This is a genomic window from Haloarcula sp. KBTZ06 (genome assembly GCF_048595605.1).
In the GTDB taxonomy this organism is placed as follows: domain Archaea; phylum Halobacteriota; class Halobacteria; order Halobacteriales; family Haloarculaceae; genus Haloarcula; species Haloarcula hispanica.
In genome coordinates, this window is sequence record NZ_CP184339.1 from 381,411 (window position 1) to 401,966 (window position 20,556).

Below are 20,556 nucleotides of genomic sequence, written 5' to 3' on the forward strand. Positions count from 1 at the left end.
AACTCTCTCTAAGCGTCCTTGGCGAACGGCGACACCCATGCTCGTGCAATCGACGCATTGATTCGGTCGTATGTGGCCCGCTGACTTGAGTTCGGTGCCCGCTCGCCGCGTGTTTTTTATATTGACTCCGACAAAAGTATGCTAATGGCTAACGTCCCAGAAGACTCGTCGGACCGGACGCTGGAGGACGTGTTCTATCCGGCTGACAGAGTCCCGTTCGTCGAGTGGGACGAGCTATCCGGCGCAAAACCGACGGTCGTCCTGACCGGGACGGTCGCGTTGCTGGCGTTCGTGACCGGCCTTTCGAATCTGAGTCAGGCGTCGCTTGCACTTAATGGCCCGCTGACCGCCGTCGTCGACCTTCCGCTACCGTTCGTCAGGTTCGGTGGGGTGTTGTTCGCGTTCGTCCTCGGCATCGTGACGGTCGGGCTCCAGCGGCGCAAACAACTCGCGTGGCGCGTGGCGGCCGTCGTGCTTCTCGGTCTGGTAGTACTGCCGCTTACCACGTTTCAGCCAACTGATATCCCGTTGTTGTTGCTGACGCTGGTCACGTACCCGCTGCTGGTCCGCAACCGTCACCGGTTCGACCAGTCTCTTGACCTCTCGCCGATTCAGATCGCATCGCTGTCGGCGATTTTTGGCGTCGTTCTCTACGGGACCGTGGGTGCCTACGGGCTGCGAGGCCAGTTCCTCGAACTCGACAGTTGGGGCGACGCCGTGTACTACGTCGTCGTCACAATCGCGACGGTTGGTTACGGCGATATCACACCTGTGACAGCGGAAGCACGGTGGTTCTCGCTCTCTATCATCCTGTTCGGAACCGGCGCGTTCACCGTCGCCGTAGGCGCGCTCATTGGCCCCGCTATCGAATCCAGAATGGCGACAGCGTTCGGAGTCATGACAGCATCAGAACTCACACTTCTCGAGGACCACATCGTGGTTCTGGGGTACGGAGACGTTACGGCATCGCTGCTCGAGGAGCTGGGCGACGAGACGGAGGTCGTCGTCGTCACGCCCGACGAGGAAACCGTCGCGTCGCTGCAGAGCGAGGACGTGAACCTGCTCACCGGCGACCCAACCGACGAGGACGTTCTCCGGGATGCACGCGTCGGGACTGCGAGTGGCGTTGTGGTGGGGAGTAACGACGACGCACGCGACGTGCTCGCGGTCATCGCAACGAAAAACGTCAATCCGGACATCAGAACAGTCGCGGCGGCGACCGCCGAGAAACACGTCGAAAAGTTCCGCGCTGTCGGGGCGGACGAAGTTATCAATCCCCGCTCTATCGGCGGGCGGCTCCTGGGCCAGTCGGTGCTGGGCCGCGGGTCGAGCGAAGCACTGCTGGACGGAATCGAGACGGACGGCGACGGACCCGAAGCCGACGCCCCCGAGTAAACTGTCTTGCAGCCTGCTACCGACAGGATCGAGACGCCCTGACTCCAGTTTGAAGCGCGCTCTGGGATAGTAATATATGTATTCGATACTGAATATCAACGTATGGCCACCTCGGACGCCAGTGGCATTTCGGAGATTGTCGGCCGGCTACTCGTGCCACTGTGTGCCGCGTCCGGGGCGCTCGTGCTCGCGGGGTTCTTCTTTCCGACGCTCGTCGGCGAAGCCGTGACCGGCCCGGCGTGGCTGACTATCGCTCTCGTGTTTTTCAGCTCGGGACTCTGTTACATAGCGCTCCTTCCCTACTCCGAAGACGCCACTGCGCCGGCCGCGGCCGATGTCCTGCTCCGTGTCCGCCGGACCAGTATCAGGCGGGCCGTCCGCGAGTTCCTCACACAGCACGAGCCAGCCATCCTCGCGTTCCCGGTGCTCGTGTTCGCCGCGTTCTTCGGGCTCCAGATCGCATTCCCTGCACGGACGACGGGTGCCGTCGACGCCGCTGCTGCCACAGTCCTTCGCGGCGGCGGCCCGCTGTTTCTCGCCGCGGTCTTCCTCTCGGTCTGTTACTGTCTGTTTCTGTTGCTTGGGCCCTGGGGCGAAATCAAACTCGGCGGGCCGGACACGGAGCCAAGCTACACGTATCCGACATACTTTACGCTCGTTTTCACCGCCGGCATCGCGGCCGGACTGGTGTTCTGGGGCCCCACTGAGGCTCTGTTTCACTACGATCAGCCGCCGCCGTACATCGGGGCTGCTGCCGGGTCGCCGGGCGCCGTCAACGGCGCGCTTGTGTACACCCTCTTTCACTGGGGCGTCTCGGCCTGGAGCGCCTACGCTGTCATCGGCGTCCCGATAGCGTACTTCGCGTTCACGCGGGGCGCTCCGCTCCGGGTCTCGACAGTGCTGGCCCCCTTGCTCGGTGTCGATGAGCTCGATTCGGCCTGGGCCACACTGGTCGATACGCTGGCCGTTTTTGCCACTATCGGGGGCATCGCAACCTCGGTCGCACTCGTGAGCGAGCAGTTCCTCGCCGGGATCAATTACCAGTGGGACGTGGCGGCCGGTGAAGTCGGACCGGTCCTGTTCGTCGGCGGATTGACGCTGATATTCGTGGTCTCCAGCGCGACCGGGATTCACCGCGGCATCCGTCGCATCGCCGGTCTCAACGTCGTCCTGTTCGGACTGTTCGCGCTCCTCATCGTTGCCGTCGGTCCGCGGTCGTTCATCCTCCAGCGCGGGACGCAGGCACTCGGGACCTACGTGGTGGCGTTCGTGCCGTTGAGTCTCCACACGGGCGGGCAGTGGGTCGCGGCGTGGACCGTCTGGAACTGGTCGTGGTGGTTTTCGTGGGCACCCTTCGCAGGGCTGTTCATCGCCGCACTCTCCCGCGGTCGCCGGGTCAGAACCGTCGTGTTCACGAGCGTCGTCGCGACCTCGACAGCGACGATGGTCTGGTTCCTGCTGCTCGGTGGCACGTCGCTGTTCATCCAGCAGACGGGTCGGGCCGATATCCTCGCCGCTATCGCACAACGCGGTGGTTCGGAAGCCATTGCCGGGTTCCCGCTGTTCGCGTCGTTGCCGCTTGGACAGCTCCTGATGTTCCTGTTTCTCGCACTCATCATCGTGTTCATGGCCACATCGGCGGACACCTCGACGCTCGTCGTTTCAGTGCTGGCGACGCGACGGGGGATGGCACCGTCGGCGACGCATATCGTCTTCTGGGGCGTTTTTCAGGGTGCGGTCGCCGTCTCGGTGTTGCTTCTCGGGGGCGCTGAGACGCTACAGGCGCTGGCCGTTCTGACCGGCGGCCCGTTCGCCGTGATATCGCTCGTGGCGGTCGGTGGGCTGACCGTGACATGGTATCGGGACGAACAGGACCACACATCCCTCGTCAGACGTGCGGTCAGGAAACTGCCGGACATTCAGACGCATCACGATGTGGACCCACCAGAAAAGAAATAAACCGCGGGCGCTGCGGTTTCAGGCCTCGGCGATTCCGGTACAGAAGTTCTCGACGATCTGTTTCCCGGCGTCAGTGAGGATGCTCTCCGGATGGAACTGGACGCCGATGTGTGGTTTCTCGGCGTGCTGGACGCCCATCACGACGCCCTGCTCGTCGTTGGTGTAGGCCGTCTCCTCCAGCTCGTCCGGGAGCGCTGCCGCCTCGACGGCCAACGAGTGATACCGCCCGACCTCGAACGGGTCGTTGATCCCGTCGTACAGCCGCGTCCCGTCGTGTCGGACTTCAGAGGGCTTCCCGTGGACCACACTCGGTGCGTGGCCGACGGGGGTTCCGTGGGCCGCACAGAGTGCCTGATGGCCCAGACAGACGCCGAGCGCCGGGTACTCCGTCTCGGCGAAAACGTCGATGGACACGCCGGCGTCGGCCGGCGTCCCGGGGCCCGGTGAGACGACGATGCCGTCCGGGTTGAGTTCGTGGATGCCCTCAACATCGATAGCGTCGTTCCGGCGGACCGTGACATCGTCGAACTCGCCGACGTACTGGACCAGATTGTAGGCGAAGGAATCGTAGTTGTCGATAATGAGTATCATCGCATCCCCTCCATCGGTTCGGTCTCGGATTCGACGGCGAACGACCCCTGTTCGCCGAGCGCCTCGTCGACGGCAGTAACGAGCGCCCGGGCCTTGTCCAGTGTCTCCCTGTACTCCGCCTCTGGAACGGAGTCGTGTACGATGCCGCTCCCAACGCGGAGGCGGTACTCGCCGTCGTAGTGAACCAGCGTCCTGATCGTGATGTTCAGCGTCGCTCGATCGTCGAAACCAAACATCCCGATACTGCCGGTGTAGGGCCCTCGTCGGGTCCGCTCCACCTCGTCGATAATCTCCATCGTCCGCGGCTTCGGCGCGCCGGTGATGGTTCCGCCGGGGAACACGGCTGCGACCGCGTCGGCAATGCTCACGTCGTCGCGTAATTCCCCTTCGATGAGAGACACGAGGTGCATCACCTCGGAATACCGGTCGACGCGGCGGTACTCGGCGACGTCGACGGACCCATACTCGCTGACCTTGCCGAGGTCATTGCGTTCGAGGTCGACCAGCATGGCGTGTTCAGCCCGCTCCTTCTCGTCGCTACAGAGGTCTGCCTCAAGGTCCTCGTCTTCGGACGGCGTCGCGCCTCGCGGGCGCGTCCCGGCAATCGGCTCCGTGAGCAACTGGTCGCCATCGACGTCCAGCAACAGTTCCGGGCTGGCGCTGACGAGGTCGACGCCGGGGAACTCGAGCAGGGCCGAATACGGGGCCGGGTTCACCCGGCGGACGGCGTCGAAGGTGTCGACTGGGTGGACGGCCGCCGGGGCGGTCAGCCGGTGTGAGACGTTTGTCTGGAACGTGTCGCCGTCCCTGACGTACTGTTTTATTTGCCGGACGCGGTCGGCGAACGCTGCTTCGCCGCACTCGCTCTCGAACGTGGCCTGACTCGCAGCGGTTGGCTGGGACTGGACGTGTTTCTCGCCGTGGATGGCGTCCTGTGCTAGCTCTCGGGCCATCGTCCGGCCACGCTCGAATGCCGATTCAGGCGACCCGTTGACGGTGGGACAGGCCGTTACATGTATCTCGACGTCGCCGTCGTGTGGCTCCTCCCACGCGGCGATGCAGTCGAACACGCCAAACTGAAGCCGTGGGAGGCCGTCCGAAACGGTAGTCTCTGGGATATCTTCCAGTTCCCGTGCCACGTCGTAGGAAAGCCAGCCGAACGCGCCACACGGGTACGGAACCGTACAGTCGCCGCGCTCTAGGTGTTCGCGGTCGAGTAGCTCGTCGATGGTCTCGATACTCGGACTCCCGCCGTCCTGTGCGGGCGTCGCGCTCGCAGAGACTTCGATTTGCTCGACCGGATCGACGCCGAAGTACCCCCAGCCGGATTGCCCGCCGGTCGTCTCGAGGTAGAAGCCGTCTGTGTTCCCGTCCCGGGCGCGGCGATACGCCTCGAACGGGTCAGGGACTGTGACGCGCGCTTCGACCGGCACGCGAGCGCCGTCCGCTGCGGTCCTCGCGGTTTCGATGAACGATTCTCTGTCGGTGCTGAACCGAATCTCACTCATAGTGCAGTTGCTCCCGGATGAGAGGGCGATGCCTCCCGGTATGGTTGTGTAGACCAACCACGGGTTCGGACAAAAACCTTCGGTACCTCGCCCCTTTACCCGAAATACTGTCGAATTGTCGACCGCTTGTGGTTGCACGCTGGACGAATAGCCGATGTCACTTCAAAGGCTGGATTATTCCCCATCGCCGACTATTCCGGCGGGGGTTGAGACGAGTATCGAACGCTTGCCCAGCCCCGACAGCCGACCGTCCAGCAGCGGTTCCCACTCCGGACGCCTGACCGGGGACTCCCGGGCCGATAGCGAACACAGCAATAATGACTACAATAATCGACGGCAACGAAATCGGCGACCAGATCACAGCGGGCGTCGCGGCGTGCACGGACACACTCGTCAGCGAGGGTGTCACACCAGGGCTGGCGACGGTGTTGATGAGCGACGACGGCGCGAGTGAAACGTACGTCTCGATGAAACAACAGGCCTGTGAGGAGATCGGCATCGAGGGGTTCCATTACGAAATTAGCGCGGACGAACCGGCTGAGACGCTGTTTTCGACCATCGACGAGCTGAACGCGGACCCGGCCGTCCACGGAATTCTCGTCCAGATGCCGGTCCCCGACCACGTTCCCAAGCGCGACGTCTTGGAGCGGATCGATCCAATGAAAGACGTCGACGGGTTCCATCCCGAAAACGTCGGCCGGCTCGTCGCCGGCAATGCTCGATACAAGCCCTGTACGCCCCACGGAATACAGAAGATACTGGCCGAAACTGGTGTGGAGACGGAGGGGAAAGACGCCGTTGTCGTCGGTCGCTCGGACATCGTCGGCAAGCCGATGGCGAACCTGCTCATTCAGTACGGCCCGGGCGGAAACGCGACGACAACTGTGTGTCACTCCCGAACTGACGACCTGGCCGAAAAGACTCGCAACGCCGACATCGTGATCGCCGCCGCCGGGGTTCCGGAAATGATAGACGGATCGATGCTCTCGGCGGGTACGACAGTTATTGATGTGGGCATCAACCGGGTTGATGCTGACACGGAGAAGGGGTACGAACTCGTCGGGGACGTGGACTTCGAGAGCGCCAAAGCGAAGGCAGACGCCATCACGCCGGTCCCGGGCGGCGTCGGCCCGCTCACCATCGCGATGCTGATGTACAACACCGTGAAAGCCGCCAGCCTGCAGTCCGGCGTCGATATTTCACTCCCGTAGGATGGGCGCGCTGGCAGTCCGCCGGGCTACCTGCGTGGATTGCTACACGGTTTCGACTTCGCCACATTCCGGGCACGTAATCAGGAGTTCACCGGCCGGATTCTGTCCCTCTTCGATGACGTTGTGGCCGCTAGCACACTGTTCGTGCATATACACCTCGTGGCTGTCGTGCTCACGCAGCCAGATGTGGCCCTCCTCCGGTGGGGAGACGATGCCGTGACAGAAGTAGCACTCGCCGTTCATACAGACTCGATGACAAGCCAGTATCAAATAGCTACCTCTCAGTGTGGGATGCTGCTCGTTTTCAATTCTACAGCGTCAGCGAGAACACAACATATAGCGGAAAAGACAACTATTGTTTCAAAACTAAGATGCTTCAGCCCAACCATCCGATATGGACTACTGTTACACGGGCGACACACACGAGAAACTCTTCGCGGCGTACCGGGCCGATGAAGAGCCGTTCCCGACCCAGACGCAGATGGAGTTCCCGCGGCGGGAACACCGACGGCCGGAAGTCGACATCCTCAAGCGATGTTCTTCCCGACCTGCTGGAACGCCGCTGAACTGGTCCGGGACGAACTCGCCGTGCTGGACCGTCTCGACACCCTTGGTGGCCTCTTCTTTGCCGGTATCAGACCGTACGCCGGATCTGACCCCGCCGAGACAGTCGACGCCGTCATCGATCAGCTCCCAGCGGTTCGCGCGCGACTCAAAAAAGACGTCGAGGCCGCGTTCAAAGGCGATCCGGCGGCGAAGACGTACATGGAGATAATCCGGTCCTATCCGGGCTTCATGGCGATACTCGTACAGCGGGTCGCACACACACTCTACGAGGCCGGGGCCTCCGAGTACGCTCGCGAACTCACCGAATACGCCAAGACTGAGACCGGTATCGACATCCACCCCGGCGCTGAAATCGGCGACTACTTCTTCATCGACCATGGAACCGGTGTCGTCATCGGTGAAACCACGACCGTCGGCGAGTGGGTACGCCTCTATCAGGACGTAACGCTCGGCGCGCTCCACTTCGAGGCCGACGAGAGCGACGAACACAGACTGAAAAAGGGGTACAAACGACACCCCGACATCGGCGACCACGTCGTCATCGGCGCGGGCACGAAAGTTCTGGGCGCTATCACCGTCGGCGACCACGTCAGCATCGGGGCGAACTCCTGGGTCACCGACGACGTTCCGGACGAGACGAAAGTGTACGTCACTGACCACCCGACACAGGAACGGAAACGAACCAAATAACACTGCGATGGTACCGCACGGTTTCTGAAACCGCAAAACTACACTACTCGTCGGACAAACGGGCCTGACTGGTGTCACCGGCCCGGAAATCGCTCACACTGCTGTTGTCAGTTCAGCCGCCAGAAGTATTTCGGCTCTTATAGGTTAAGATAACAACTGTACCAGCATTAGTTTCTGTTTCAATCTCTACCGCCGTGGTCCTCTAGTCGTCACCGGGAACGAACTCGGCGACGCCGCTCAGATTTCGTGACCAGACGCCCTCATTTAGGTCGAGTCCGTCGTTCCACTTCCCGACGACGGTCGAAACCGCGAGGTCGCCGGTGACGTTGTTCATCGTTGCAATCCGCCCGAGGATCGGGTCGACGCCAGCGACGAACCCGACGACCTCCAGCGGGAGGCCGACCTGTGTGAGAATCACGGTGAGCATGACGATGCCCGCTCCCGGAACGCCGGCGGTTCCGATGCTGATGAGGACGGCCACTATCAAGACGAAGACCTGTTCAGTGAGCACCAGTGGCTGTCCGACGACGTTCGCGGCGAACATCACGGTGACTGCCTGCCGGATGGCGGCCCCGTCCATGTTCGCCGTCGCACCGACTGGGAGGGTGAACGAATACACCCGCTCGGCGATCTGCAGGTCTTCGTCCGCATTGCGCATCGTGACAGGGAGCGTTCCGCTCGAGGACCGAGTCGCGAACGCGGTCACCATCGCGTCTTTCGCCCCGCTGAGGAACGCAATCGGCGACACGTCGGCAACCACGCCCATCAAGAGAACGAGATAGGTGAAGCCGATGTGAATGACGATTGCGATAGTGACTGCCAACACGAGTTCGCCCAGTGAGGAGAACAGGCCGATCCCTTCAGTGCCGATTCCGGACGCCATCAGCGCGAACACGCCGAGCACACCGAATTCGAGGACTCCCCGAACGATGACAAACATCGCTTCAGCACCAACCTCAAACGCTTCGAACACCGAATCGACGCTATCCGCGAGCGCGTCTTGCTGGGAGCGGACGTACGTCAGCGCGATTCCGAATACGATGACGAAGAAAACCGTCGCCAGCAGATTCCCCTCCGCGAGCGCCGCGACCGGATTGTTCGGCACGATTCCGAGAACGACATCCAGCAACGACGGCGGTGCTTTCGATTGCGCTTCACCGCCGCCGAATTCGAGGCCACGGCCCGGCTGAAGCACGTTCGCAACCGCAAGGCCAATGATGCCTGCGAGGGTCGTCGTCAGGGCGTAGAGCCCGACTGTCGCACCGCCGATCCTCCCAAGCTTCGCGGGGGAGAGCTGTCGAATCCCGGTCAGCAGTGTGAAGACGATGATCGGGATGACCAGCATATTGAGCAGCCGAAGGAAGAGGTCGCCCACTGGTCTGACCACGGCCATCTGCTCCCCGAACGCGATACCGGCACCTGCACCCAGTATGAAGGCGACGAAGATACGCCAGATGAGTGGGATAGATCGATACCGGCTCCATAGCGTGTGAATGGGTTGTATCATAGTATACAGCAACGGGTAGTCTTATAAAAACCCGTCAGCCCCGCCAGTATGTGCACGCGGCTATGATGCGGGCTTCGCTTACAAGATCCCGTTTGCAGACGGATTTGTCGGTACATAACAAGTCCTGTCGCCGATCCACTGAAAAGATAACAAAATAGCGGCTGTAGTCCGCTTGTTTTCAGAAACCCGAGGCCGCTGTCACTCCTGCCTGACGGTCATTATTGCCGTTTCCAGCTTCGCTGTTTATTTTCTCGAACCCATCAGGGTGGCCCACTCAGTGACTGCCTTCGGACTCTTTTCAAGCAGTGACTGCCTGCGACCCCTGATCCTATTCAGTCCGCTGGGGGACTGGTTTTCGGTTCGACGACCCGACGCAGTTCCGCTCGCAACGTCGCCCACTTCGCTGCGATGAATCCCATGAGGATGCACGCGAACCCACCAACGGTCGCGAGTGTGACCTGCTGGTCAAGCACGAGCCAGCCGGCGAGCGCGGCGAACAGCGGAATCACGTACTCGATGAAGCTCATCTCGATAGGACCCAGCTGGTCAAGTAGCCGGAAGTACAGCAGGAAACCGCCGATACCGGCGACGACGGCCAAATACAGTAGCGCCGCAAACGCGGACAGCGTCCACGATGCGTCTGCAAACGACTGTCCGGGGAGCGCGAGCACGGTGACATGGAGGACAACGGCCCCGATAGCCATCAACCACGCCTGTGTGGCCAGAAACGACATCGACGGACTGGTGTCGTGCGTGACGACGGCCGGGATAGCAAACGCCAGCGCCGACGCGAACACGAGCGCGATCCCGATAGTGCTGCTGAGGAGATTCGCCGGGTCGGGGTCAGCGATGACGATGACGCCGACGAACCCGAGTACTACGCCGACACCGGTATTCGCGGTGAACGTGTCATCGCTGGACGCGAGCTTCGTCAGCGCGGGCGTCACGACGGGGACGAGACCGAGCAGGACGGCGGCGACAGCCCCGGTGACGTACTGCTGCCCGGTGAACAAGAATACGTGGTGGACTCCGATCATAAGCGCACCGCCGACGACGACGTACACGTAGTCATCGCGCGTTTGCGGTCGTTCTAGCGACCCTGTAACGGCTAACGCGGCGAACAGGAGGACGGAGGCGATGTCGAAGCGGGCGGCGGCGAACGGTACCGGCGGCAGGTCGGCGAGGCCGACGTCTGTCGCCATGAAGGCAGTACCCCAGATTGCAGCCAGGAGGAGAAAGCAACCGGTCGTTCGATAGCGACTCATTCAGTTGTCGGTCACCTCCCGACGGTAAAAGGGCCGTCGAAGCCCGTTGCAAATTGCTAGATGTTGCCACTGCGCCAGCGAACACTTGACGCAGAGCTGACGGCTACATCGGATCTGCCTGGATAATACCGGCCGGAGTCAGTACGTTACTTCGACAGTGGGCCAACTCTCACACCGAACGCTACGTCTCTTTGAGGACGGGTGTCTGGATATACTCTCTACTATCTGAACAAGGAAAAGATAGTTTTGCAAGCATATATTGTAAAGACACTGGGACAATACACTCACTTGGAAATATACACCCTCATTTGGAGATTACGAGGCTAAATCCTCGGGATGAGGTTTTGAACCTCTCGTATGTCCGCACTCTCTACGATTGTATCCGCTTCGTCGATTGCTGTCTCGGGAATGCGTTCGTCCGGGTCGAACAACACCGCGGTATCTGCCTTGACGAACGCCTCCGTATCAGTGTGTGAATCGCCGATATAGGTGATTGACGAAGGGTTCTGCTTGATTCGGATCTCTCTCAGTAGTTCTCCTTTCTGGTCGGGCCCGACACCGACATCGATACCCGAAATCCGGCCATCTTCGAACCGAAGCCAGTTTCCGCGAACGAACGCTGGCTCGTACTGCTCGAACTGCGTCGCGAGGTTTGCAACGCCGGCGCTGAGAATGCCGAATCGGATATCCGTATGCTGGAGGTGGTCGAGGAGGTCGACGGCACCCGCTTTCGGCTTGACGGCCCGGGTCGCACGGGTGATATCTGCTCTGGTGATATCGTTCGCACGCCACACGTCGACCGCGCCTCGACACCACTCCGCGAACGTAATCTGACCGGCCTCGAACCGCTCCATCAGTGTATCGGCCGCGGGTGTCGTTCCGTAGAGTGTGTGCAACAGCTCGAACCCACCCCGCTGTCGAGTGAGTGTCCCATCGAGGTCGAACACTACTAGATGCGACATACTACCGTTCCGCGATAACTTCTATCTCGACGTCGATGTCCACTGGTAGTTTAACTACCTCCACAGCGCTGCGAGCGGGATAGGGGGGTGACATGAGCTCACCGTACACTTCGTTCACCTCGTCGTAGTACCGCATATCCTTCACGAAAACCGTCGCTTTCACCACATCGTCGAGCGAAGCGTCACCGGCATCCAGAACAGCCGCTACGTTCCGGAGTGTGCGCCGAGTCTGTTCGGCGGGCGTGCCCTGGATTACCTCGCCGGTATCCGGGTCGACCGGTCCCTGACCGGAAACGTAAATGCGGTCACCGCTAGCGATTCCTTGTGAGTACGGGCCGATACTATCGGGGGCGTCGTCAGTTGTTAGTTCTTCCATGGGTCGTGAGTCAATTGGTTGTCGGCTGGTCGTCCGCGTCGTAGACTTCGTTGATGAACGATGTCGGCAGGCTCGTCGTCAATCCGCCGTCGAGCACCAGATTCTCACCGGTAACGAAACTCGACAGGTCGGAGGCAAGGAACAGGGTCGTATCTGCGACTTCCCGCGGTGTGCCGAACCGACCGAGTGGGTACTGGTCGAGCCAGCGCTCCCGTGCGCTCGTCTCACCGGTCCGTTCCTCCGTGTTTTCCATCTCTGCCCGCCTGTTCGCTGTTTCGATGGTCGCCGCCGAAATAACGTTCGAGCGGATTCCGTGCTGACCGTAGTGGGCGGCAATGTTCCGGGAGAGGGCCAGCAGTCCACTTTTCGCCTCGGAGTAGCCGGAGAGCCCGATACCGAACAGGCCGTTGACTGAGCCCATATGGATTATCGACCCACCGCCAGCGGCGACCATCGCTGGCAGTACCTCTTTGCTCAGGAGGAACTGGCTTTTCAGGTTCAGGTCGAGCATCGACTCGAAGGTGTCCTCGTCACACCGGTGCAACAGATTGGCGGACTCGTCTGCGCCGCCAGCGTTGTTCACGAGCACCCGAACGTCCCCGAACTCCTCGATGGTCGTGTCGACGAGGTCCTGTACCGCCGCCCGGTCTGTGACGTCACATTCGACCGGAACAACGCGGCCATCGTGTGTGTCGGTCAACTCCGTCGCAACCGCTTCGACGTCCTCGTAAGTGCGCGAGCAGACGACGACGTCGCCACCCGCTTCGGCGAACCGGGCCGCGATCTCGCGCCCGATACCTCGCGACGCTCCAGTCACAATGGCTGGCCGGTCCGCTAATGATAACTCTACCATGACACCGACACCCACGTAAGCTGCCCTCTTGAAAGTTGCTCTCCGCCGCTCATGTGATTCGATACTCCTCGACGGTGTCCACGTCGATACTGATGCCCAGACCGGGTCCCTCCGGGGCGGGGAGGCAGCCGTCGCTGACTTCGAACGGAGCCTCGATGACGTCTGCCTCCCAGCCGTAGTACGTCGAATCCGGGGGCAACGAAAAGCCCGGGATGCCGGTGAACGCGTGGAGGATCGCCGCGGTTCGAATCCCCAGATCGAACGCACAGTGGTGCGTAAAGGGAACACCGGCGTCTTCGAGGATGGCGGCCTGCTGTCGAATACCACTGATGCCGCCGGCCGGAGTCAGGTCGATAACGCCGACGTCCATCGCGCCGGCTTCGACGAGCGATTGCAGATTATGCGAGATGTACGTATCCTCGTTCGGCGCGATAGGCTGGCGGAGTCGTTGCCGGAGTCGGGCAAGCGACCTGTGTGAGTCGACTCGAATCGGCTGCTCCATGTACTGCAGGTAGATTCCAGCGTCTTCGAGCATCGCGCCGACCCGAACTGCCTGGTCGAGCGTCCAGCCCTGGTTCGGGTCGAGCCGGAACTCTAGCTGGCCGTCGACTTCATCGTGCATCGCTTTGATTCGCTCGACGTCCTGTCGCCAGTCCCGACCCGCCTTCGTTTTGAGGACAGTGAAGCCGGCTTCGAGCGCTTCTCGGGCCTTGATACGGGACTCCTCGGGCGAGAGGATACCAAGACAGAACGCAACGGGGACAGCTGTCGGTGCAGTACTGTTGCCATCGACGGTTTGCCGGTGTTGCTGAGTGCCCTGTGTCGGTGCCGTCCACCCGCCGAGAAGTTCGTATACCGGTCTGTCGAGGGCTTTGCCGACGATGTCCCAGCAGGCTGTTTCGACCGCCGCAAAGAACATATCTACGTTCGTGTACTCGACGAACACCTGTCGTCGGAGCCGCTCGATTTCGAACGGCGACTGGCCCTCGATCATCGGGCCAACGCCGTCTTCGATAATGGATTCAGTGGCCGCCGGTGACAGGAAGACGCGCATCTCTCCCCAACCGCTAATCCCCTCATCTGTGTCGACACGGACGAGCACGCGTTCCATCGAGTGTAGTTTCCCGTGATTTGTCACGTACGGCCCGATACCGAGATGTTCATCCAAGTCGGCCAACGGTACATCTACAGTGACCGCTGACACGCCGGTTATCTCCATGCATCCCTGTCGTTCGGGAACCGATATCAAAGTACCGCTTGCCCCTATCCGCGCACCGCGTCGACGGCGGTTCCGACCCACTCCAGTGACTGCTCCGGGAGCAGTCCGTAATTATAGAACGAGAGCCGCGGCACTCCCTTCGAGTTGAGGGTCTGTACGATATCGACAACGGTCGCCTCGTCGTGGATGGCTGGATGGCCCGGCAGGAGACCGACGTGGAGTGGCACGTCATCGACAACTGTCTCGACGGCGTCGTACGCCTCTATGACCGCTTCGCTCGTCGACTCGTAAGCCGGAAGGCAGTAGTAATCGACATGGTTCGAGAGTGCCTGCAGGTCGGCCCCGACGACCCATTCGCGGCCGGGTTCCGGTGCGCCGACGTAGTAGCCAAGCGGCGTCGTTCCAGCGGCGTCAGCCAGTCTGGCGTACAGTGACGACAGCGTCTGTTCGCGGACATCGACGTATGCGGCGACGGTTTCGTGCTCCGCGAGCCAGCCTTCCGGCGAACGGTCGTGTGCCACGTCCCCGGCGACGATATCGTCCAGCGCGCCGGCTACCGTTTCGCGTGCCCGTTCAGCATCGACGCCCGCGGCCTTCGCATTCTCGCGACAGTGCGGGCAGAAGCACAGCCCAAGCAAGAATTCGCCGAGTGTGCCCAACTGCGCGTGGATCTTCTGATGATGCCATCCAAAGCCCGTCCCGTAGAAGTAATCGAACGTTTCCAGTTCGATACGAGAGAACTCATCGCGGGCCGCCAGATCTGAGACCAGCGCCGAGAGATACGTCTGGACCGCGGGCTGGGAGGGACACAGGCCGAAGATCAGGTCGTCACCGTGTGCCGATTCCAGCGTGTATTCGGGGTTGGCCATCCCGAGCCGGGAGTTGTGGCAGCCGACTGTCCAGGAATTGAGTGAAAGCTCCGACAGGTCGGCGGCGATGTCGGCGACCCAGTCGCTGTCCATCTTCTCGTACGGAACTGGTTCGAGGTCGCCGTACTCCGGACCGGGCTCGAAATACGAACTCGCGCGGGCAAACAGCGTCCGTCGCTCCGGACTGTGCGGCGTGAACGCCTGCACAGTGTGATAGTTCGTCGCGAGGTTCAGCTCGTCGATGCCGATGTCACGCAGTCGCCGTTCCACCTCCGCTGGCCCTTCGTCCAGAAGGTCCCACGGGTACGCCCACATCGCGAATTCCATACGCGACCAACTATCGCGGCGATAATAAAAGTAGAGGCAGCTACTCTTTGACCGCGCCAGCCGTCATCCCTGCGACGATATACTCCTCCAAGAAGGCGAACAAAATCAAGAGTGGGATAATGCCGATAACAGACACAGTGAGCATCATCCGCCAGTCGGTCTGCAGCGCGCCGACCATCGAGAAGACCCCGCGCGGGATGTTGTACTTCGCACTGTCAGTGAGGAAGGTGAGCACGAACAGCAGCCGGTTCCAGGCGTAGAGGAAGGTGTAGGTGACACTGGCGACCAGCGCTGGCTTCGTGAGCGGGAGTACAATCTTCGTGAGGATTTGCAGTTGGCTCGCCCCGTCGATACGCGCAGATTCTTCGAGCGCGACGGGTATCGTCTTGAAATACCCGTACAGCATCCAGACGTTGAACGGGAGCGTGAACGCCGCCGCCGGGACGATCACAGCGAGATAGGTGTTGAACAGCCCCATCTGGGTGATAACGTCGAAGAGGCCGACGATCAACACGACCGGTGCGAACATCTGGACGACCAGCACGGAGAGGAGGAAGGTCCGTTTCCCCACGAAGTCGTTCCGAGCACACGAGTACGCGGCCGGTATCGCTAACAGGAGCGTCAACACGACCGTCCCAACTGAGATGATGAAGCTGTTCCCGACCCAGAGCAACACGTCGGTCTGTGTCCAGACCTGCAGATACGCCTGGATGCTGGGGTCGCTGGGAACCAGCGTCGCTGGCGCAGCGAATATCTCCGACTCTGGCTTGAGAGTGCTTGAGAACATCGCGTAGAACGGCAACATCATGAGCCCGAGCAGTCCGATCAGCACGCCGTAGAGCCGGACTTTGCGGAGATTGCTCCGGTCGTGGCCTGCCATCGTCATAGCTCGTCACCCCCTCGCGTGTAGATGCGCAGGTAGATGATAGCGAAGACAAACAGGAACAGGAACCCGATGACACTGTAGGCGGCTCCGCGTCCGAGGTTCCCGTTCTGGAGCCCCACCTGATAGATGTGGATGACGAGCGTCGCCGTCGAACTGATCGGGCCGCCGCCGGTCATCGTCCAGATGACGTCGAAACTGACGAACGTCCATATCGTCGACAGTAGCGTGGCAATCAGGACGACGCTCTTCAGCTGTGGGAGCGTGATGTACCGGAACTGATGCCACTTCTCGGCACCGTCGATGGCGGCTGCTTCGTACAGTTCCTGGGGTATCGACTGCAGGCCCGCGAGGAAGATAATCGCCATGAACGGTGTTCCGATCCAGATATCGGCTACGACGACGCCGAGCCACGCGATACTCGGGTTTCCGAGGATACCGATTCCCTGCTCGATGATGCCGAGTTTCAGCAGGATCGCGTTGAGATAGCCGAACTGCGGGTGCTCTATCCACCGGAACACCACAGCGGAGATAGCGTATGGAATCCCCCACGGAATGAGAAACGCCGTACGGAAGAACTTCCGACCGCGGATGTCTCCCTTGAGGTGAACGGCTATCAGCAGTCCAAGCAGTGTCTTGCCCGCGACGCCGGCGACGACCCAGCGACCGGTCTGCCAGAGCAGGCGGTAGAAGATGTCGCTGTTGAATATCTCGACGTAGTGCTGGAGCCCGACGAACGTCTCGATGTTCGAGTCGGCGGGTGACTGGTACAGTGACAGCCGAAACGTCTCGATAATCGGGTACCCGACGACGGCCAGCAGGAACACCGCTGCGGGGGCGATGAGAAGGTACGCCCGGCTGTTGCGCTGGACGTACGCCAATCCTCGTTCGAGACGTGAGTCGTCGGACGTCTCGGTGTATTCCTCTGCCAGACTCATCCCTGTCTGTCACTCCATGGCATCTTCGAGATCACTCTGGGCATCGTTGAGCGCTTTCTGCGGTGACTTCCGGTCCGCCAGTGCCTCCTGAATGGCCTGGACCATCCGGTCGTTGAACTCGCTGAAGTTACTGAGCTTCGGCCGGGCACGAGCGTACTGTCCCGCCTCGACGAACGGTCCCCAGTTCTCCGAATCCGAGAAGTACGAGCGCTCACCGACGGCTTCGACGACGGGGAGGAACCCTTTCTGCTTCGAGTACTGGAACCGCCGCTCCTCGTCGAAGTAGAACCGGATCAGGTCCCGGGCGAGGTCCTTGTGCTCGCTCTGACTCAGGACGGCGAGCGTGTCGATAGTGAACAGGCTGTACCGGCCCTCAGGGCCACGCGGCACCTGTACGATGCCGTAGTCGAAGTCGACCTCGCCGTTTTCTTTTGCGGTGGTGATGTTGAGTCCCGTGTAGACGTGCCCGATAACCATCCCGAGGTCACCGTTCTCGAACAGCTGTCGGATGTCCTGCCGAGTCGAGGAGAGCGGTGACGACTGTGTGACGTTGTGTTCGAGGTGGAGGTCGGTGTACAACGAGAGGGCCTCGACAGCGCCGCTGGAGTTCACGACCGGCAGTCCCTCGTCGTCGACGAGGTCCGCGCCGTGTGACCAGTGGTAGTGGTAGTACTGCGACCCGGTCTCGATTGCGTCGGCCCCTGCAAGTCCCAGCGCTGGTACGCTCGCATCACTGTCACGGATCTGCGTTGCGGCATCCAGCATATCCTGCCACGAATCGAGCGACGGGTCTTCGGGGTCGAGCCCAGCCGTCTCGAAGACGTCTTTGTTGTAGTACAGGCACTTGTTCGAGGCGGCCCACGGCACGCCGTAGTGAGAGCCGTTGTACATCGTTCCTTCGGCCACGCCGTCGTAGAACTGCTCACCGAACTCCCCGTCCATCATGTCGTCGAGCGGTTCGAGCGCGTCCTTGCCTACGAGCTGTGGGATCCAGCGCGCCGGCCACCGACTGACGTCGGGCGCCTCGCCGCCGTCGACACGGTTGTTCACGGTCTGGCGTGCGTTGTCCCACGTCACGCTGGTGAACTCTACGTCGACGTCGTGTTCGTCCTCGAAGGCCGCGTTGTTCTCCTCGAAGAACTGCTTGATGTTGTCTCCAACGCCCATCGTGAGGAACTGCACGCTCTGCGTACTGCCGTCGCCCCCGTCACCGCCGCTCCCACTGTCGCCGTCACCACCGTCACTGCCGCTCCCACCGTCGCCGCTACACCCGGCGATGGCGATGGCACCGCCTGCGCCGAGTGCTTGGAGAAGCTGTCGGCGGTCGATACTGTCCTCGACAGACCTGTCGTTGTTATCGGGCTGCATCATTAATGTCACCTACTTCCATGTACATAATTCTTTGTGTTCTGTGGCTCATTGGTCAGGAATTGCTCTCGTGAATCGCGGTCATGAGGGCCGCAAGTTCGTCGCCGATGACCGAGCGGATTCGTTCGCCTGTCTCGGCAGTCGCCTGCTTCGGCGTTCCGATGGCACCGGACGTGGAATACTCGTCGAAGGAACGATAAACGGCGACGTTGCCCCCGTCGAGCAGGTCCTGTCCACCCCATCTGTAGTGTTCGTCCATCGGTTCCCCGTCGCGGACCTCCGGGTCGCCCACGAGGTCCGGTCGGAGCGCAAGCATGAGGGACGTCTCGAACTCGCCGCCGTGGGCCATCCCCCCCGTCTCCGTCGTTCGGAGTTCCTCGATTCGATCCGACGCCAGGTGGAAGTACGTCGTTCCGAGTACTTCCGCATCGGTGTCGACGCCCACGGTACTCACGACGGCGTCGATGAGCGAACCGTTCCCGCCGTGGCCATTGACGAACAGCACCGCGTCGAATCCGTTCTGGATGCCAGCGTGTGCGATATCCTCAAGCGTTGCTCGTAAGTGTGCGAATTCGAGCGACAGGGTCCCACCGAACGACAGATGGTGTGGCGAGAACCCGCTCCATATCGGCGGCGTCACGACGACAGGCACGTCGTCCAGACGCTCGACAGCAGTGTCGACCATCGCCTCGACCAGGAGTGTGTCGGTGACGACCGGGAGGTGGTTCCCGTGCTGTTCGACGCTTCCGACGGGAATAACGAGAACAGAGCCCGGCTGTTCGCCGACACCTCGGATCTGACTCGCCGTCATTCCAGCCCACTCGCTCTCTTTCCGACCGATAGTATCGTACAACATGTTACGCTGATTCTGTCCGCTGTAGCTGGTTCAGTTCCACTCGCTCGCCGTCGGGACCGAACAGATGCATATCTTCCGTATGAAATCCTAACGCGATTTCGTCGCCCCGTTCCGGGCGGTACTCGCTATCGACTCGGGCTACGACTTCTTTCGACCCGTCTGCTGTCTCCAGATAGAGGAAATTGTCCGAACCCATGGGTTCTACGACGTCCACGACCGTATCGATGTACGACCCGGCGTCCTCGGCGACGAAATCCTCCGGACGGACGCCTAGCGTGTACTCTCCATCCGGAATATCGACGTTGAGCGTAAACTCCACACCTGCTGAGTGGACCGTCGTACGTCCACCGCTATTTGTCACGCTCACCTCGAAGAAGTTCATCGATGGTGACCCGATGAACCCCGCGACAAATTTGTTGTTGGGCTCGTCGTAGCAGCGCTCCGGCGGCGCAACCTGTTGGAGCTCACCCTGATTGAGAATCACGATCCGGTCCGCCATCGTCATCGCTTCCGTCTGATCGTGCGTGACGTAAATCGTCGTCACGTCAAGCTCTTCCTGAATCCGCTGGATCTCCGTACGCATCTGGGTCCGAAGCTTCGCATCGAGATTCGACAGCGGCTCGTCCATCAGAAACACCTCTGGGTCGCGGACGATAGCCCGCCCAAGCGCGACGCGCTGTTGCTGGCCACCCGAGAGTTGCTTCGGTAGGTCGTCCATGAGATCCGAAATCTCCAGTAGCTCGGCGGCCTCGGTTACCCGTTGCTCGATCTGATCATCGTACTCGCCTGACAGCCGAAGCCCGAAGGACATGTTATCGCGCACGGTCATGTGTGGGTACAGCGCGTAGCTCTGGAACACCATCGCAATGTTCCGGTCCTGTGGACGAACGTCGTTGACTACGTCCCCGCCGATAGCAATCTCACCGTCGGTGACTGTTTCGAGGCCGGCGATCATCCGAAGTGTGGTCGACTTGCCACACCCGGATGGTCCGACAACGACGACAAACTCTCCATCCTCGACGGCCAGAGAGAGGTCCTCAACTGCAAGGACGTTGTCGTCGTATACCTTGCTGACATTTGATAGTGTAACTTCGCTCATACCGAGTAGAAGAAGCATCGCAATCATCATTAATAAATGTTGGTAGTACCGGCACAGTCAGGCAGACCGATCACATCGAAACCGGCAGTGCCTTGCGGAGCAACGCCCGGTAT

At 61.0% G+C, this 20,556-nt stretch carries 18 protein-coding genes and 1 pseudogene; 4 read left to right on the top strand and 15 right to left on the bottom strand.

Going from position 1 to position 20,556, the window contains the following annotated elements:
* The first annotated feature begins 144 nt into the window (after positions 1 to 144).
* Together ACNO8S_RS18290 and ACNO8S_RS18295 are read left to right on the top strand one after the other, a co-directional pair.
* On the top strand, positions 145 to 1,395 hold the full coding sequence (locus tag ACNO8S_RS18290) for an NAD-binding protein (RefSeq protein WP_014031216.1): 1,251 nt from the start codon (positions 145 to 147) through the stop codon (positions 1,393 to 1,395).
* A gap of 102 nt (positions 1,396 to 1,497) precedes the next feature.
* Entirely contained in the window at positions 1,498 to 3,354 is a 1,857-nt protein-coding gene (locus ACNO8S_RS18295; protein ID WP_420182928.1) for a BCCT family transporter, read from the top strand.
* An 18-nt stretch (positions 3,355 to 3,372) separates the two neighbouring features.
* On the opposite strand, the gene ACNO8S_RS18300 is transcribed toward ACNO8S_RS18295, so the two are convergent.
* On the bottom strand, positions 3,373 to 3,945 hold the full coding sequence (locus tag ACNO8S_RS18300; RefSeq protein WP_420182929.1) for an anthranilate synthase component II: 573 nt from the start codon (positions 3,943 to 3,945) through the stop codon (positions 3,373 to 3,375).
* Entirely contained in the window at positions 3,942 to 5,453 is a 1,512-nt protein-coding gene (pabB, locus tag ACNO8S_RS18305; RefSeq protein WP_420182930.1) for an aminodeoxychorismate synthase, component I, read from the bottom strand. The genes ACNO8S_RS18300 and pabB overlap by 4 nt, the downstream gene beginning before the upstream one ends.
* A 317-nt stretch (positions 5,454 to 5,770) precedes the next feature.
* On the opposite strand from pabB, the gene ACNO8S_RS18310 reads away from it, so the two are divergent.
* Positions 5,771 to 6,664 carry a bifunctional methylenetetrahydrofolate dehydrogenase/methenyltetrahydrofolate cyclohydrolase gene (locus ACNO8S_RS18310; protein ID WP_064288995.1) on the top strand — a complete coding sequence of 298 codons (894 nt, stop codon included), beginning with the start codon at positions 5,771 to 5,773 and terminating at the stop codon, positions 6,662 to 6,664.
* A gap of 42 nt (positions 6,665 to 6,706) precedes the next feature.
* Here ACNO8S_RS18310 and ACNO8S_RS18315 read toward each other — a convergent pair whose 3' ends face one another.
* Positions 6,707 to 6,907, bottom strand: a complete 201-nt coding sequence (locus tag ACNO8S_RS18315; RefSeq protein WP_050006944.1) for a hypothetical protein — start codon at positions 6,905 to 6,907, stop codon at positions 6,707 to 6,709.
* Between the two features lie 151 nt (positions 6,908 to 7,058).
* Here ACNO8S_RS18315 and epsC point away from each other — a divergent pair.
* A pseudogene (gene epsC / locus ACNO8S_RS18320) lies at positions 7,059 to 7,921 on the top strand (serine O-acetyltransferase EpsC).
* Between the two features lie 202 nt (positions 7,922 to 8,123).
* On the opposite strand, the gene ACNO8S_RS18325 reads toward epsC, so the two are convergent.
* The 12 genes from ACNO8S_RS18325 to ACNO8S_RS18380 form a co-directional block, all read right to left on the bottom strand.
* Positions 8,124 to 9,428 (bottom strand): dicarboxylate/amino acid:cation symporter, encoded by a 1,305-nt coding sequence (locus tag ACNO8S_RS18325; protein ID WP_146417895.1) that lies wholly within the window; start codon positions 9,426 to 9,428, stop codon positions 8,124 to 8,126.
* Positions 9,429 to 9,760: 332 nt separating this feature from the next.
* Positions 9,761 to 10,693, bottom strand: a complete 933-nt coding sequence (locus ACNO8S_RS18330; RefSeq protein ID WP_014031209.1) for a DMT family transporter — start codon at positions 10,691 to 10,693, stop codon at positions 9,761 to 9,763.
* Positions 10,694 to 11,016: 323 nt separating this feature from the next.
* Entirely contained in the window at positions 11,017 to 11,655 is a 639-nt protein-coding gene (locus tag ACNO8S_RS18335; RefSeq protein WP_146417896.1) for an HAD family hydrolase, read from the bottom strand.
* Position 11,656: 1 nt separating this feature from the next.
* Complete coding sequence (locus ACNO8S_RS18340; RefSeq protein ID WP_014031207.1) at positions 11,657 to 12,031, bottom strand: Rid family detoxifying hydrolase; 375 nt, start codon at positions 12,029 to 12,031, stop codon at positions 11,657 to 11,659.
* A gap of 10 nt (positions 12,032 to 12,041) precedes the next feature.
* Entirely contained in the window at positions 12,042 to 12,884 is an 843-nt protein-coding gene (locus tag ACNO8S_RS18345) for an SDR family NAD(P)-dependent oxidoreductase (protein ID WP_050038446.1), read from the bottom strand.
* A 49-nt stretch (positions 12,885 to 12,933) separates the two neighbouring features.
* On the bottom strand, positions 12,934 to 14,103 hold the full coding sequence (locus tag ACNO8S_RS18350; RefSeq protein WP_014031205.1) for a mandelate racemase/muconate lactonizing enzyme family protein: 1,170 nt from the start codon (positions 14,101 to 14,103) through the stop codon (positions 12,934 to 12,936).
* Between the two features lie 44 nt (positions 14,104 to 14,147).
* On the bottom strand, positions 14,148 to 15,299 hold the full coding sequence (locus tag ACNO8S_RS18355; RefSeq protein ID WP_420182931.1) for a hypothetical protein: 1,152 nt from the start codon (positions 15,297 to 15,299) through the stop codon (positions 14,148 to 14,150).
* A 40-nt stretch (positions 15,300 to 15,339) separates the two neighbouring features.
* Complete coding sequence (locus ACNO8S_RS18360) at positions 15,340 to 16,185, bottom strand: carbohydrate ABC transporter permease (RefSeq protein ID WP_008312256.1); 846 nt, start codon at positions 16,183 to 16,185, stop codon at positions 15,340 to 15,342.
* Positions 16,182 to 17,120: a carbohydrate ABC transporter permease gene (locus ACNO8S_RS18365; RefSeq protein WP_014031202.1), complete on the bottom strand. Its 939-nt coding sequence runs from the start codon at positions 17,118 to 17,120 to the stop codon at positions 16,182 to 16,184. Before ACNO8S_RS18365 ends, ACNO8S_RS18360 begins: the two co-directional genes overlap by 4 nt.
* 9 nt (positions 17,121 to 17,129) lie before the next feature.
* Entirely contained in the window at positions 17,130 to 18,488 is a 1,359-nt protein-coding gene (locus ACNO8S_RS18370) for an ABC transporter substrate-binding protein (RefSeq protein ID WP_064289118.1), read from the bottom strand.
* A gap of 55 nt (positions 18,489 to 18,543) precedes the next feature.
* Positions 18,544 to 19,344: a creatininase family protein gene (locus ACNO8S_RS18375; protein WP_420182932.1), complete on the bottom strand. Its 801-nt coding sequence runs from the start codon at positions 19,342 to 19,344 to the stop codon at positions 18,544 to 18,546.
* Between the two features lies 1 nt (position 19,345).
* Entirely contained in the window at positions 19,346 to 20,443 is a 1,098-nt protein-coding gene (locus ACNO8S_RS18380; RefSeq protein WP_420182933.1) for an ABC transporter ATP-binding protein, read from the bottom strand.
* Positions 20,444 to 20,556 lie beyond the last annotated feature (113 nt).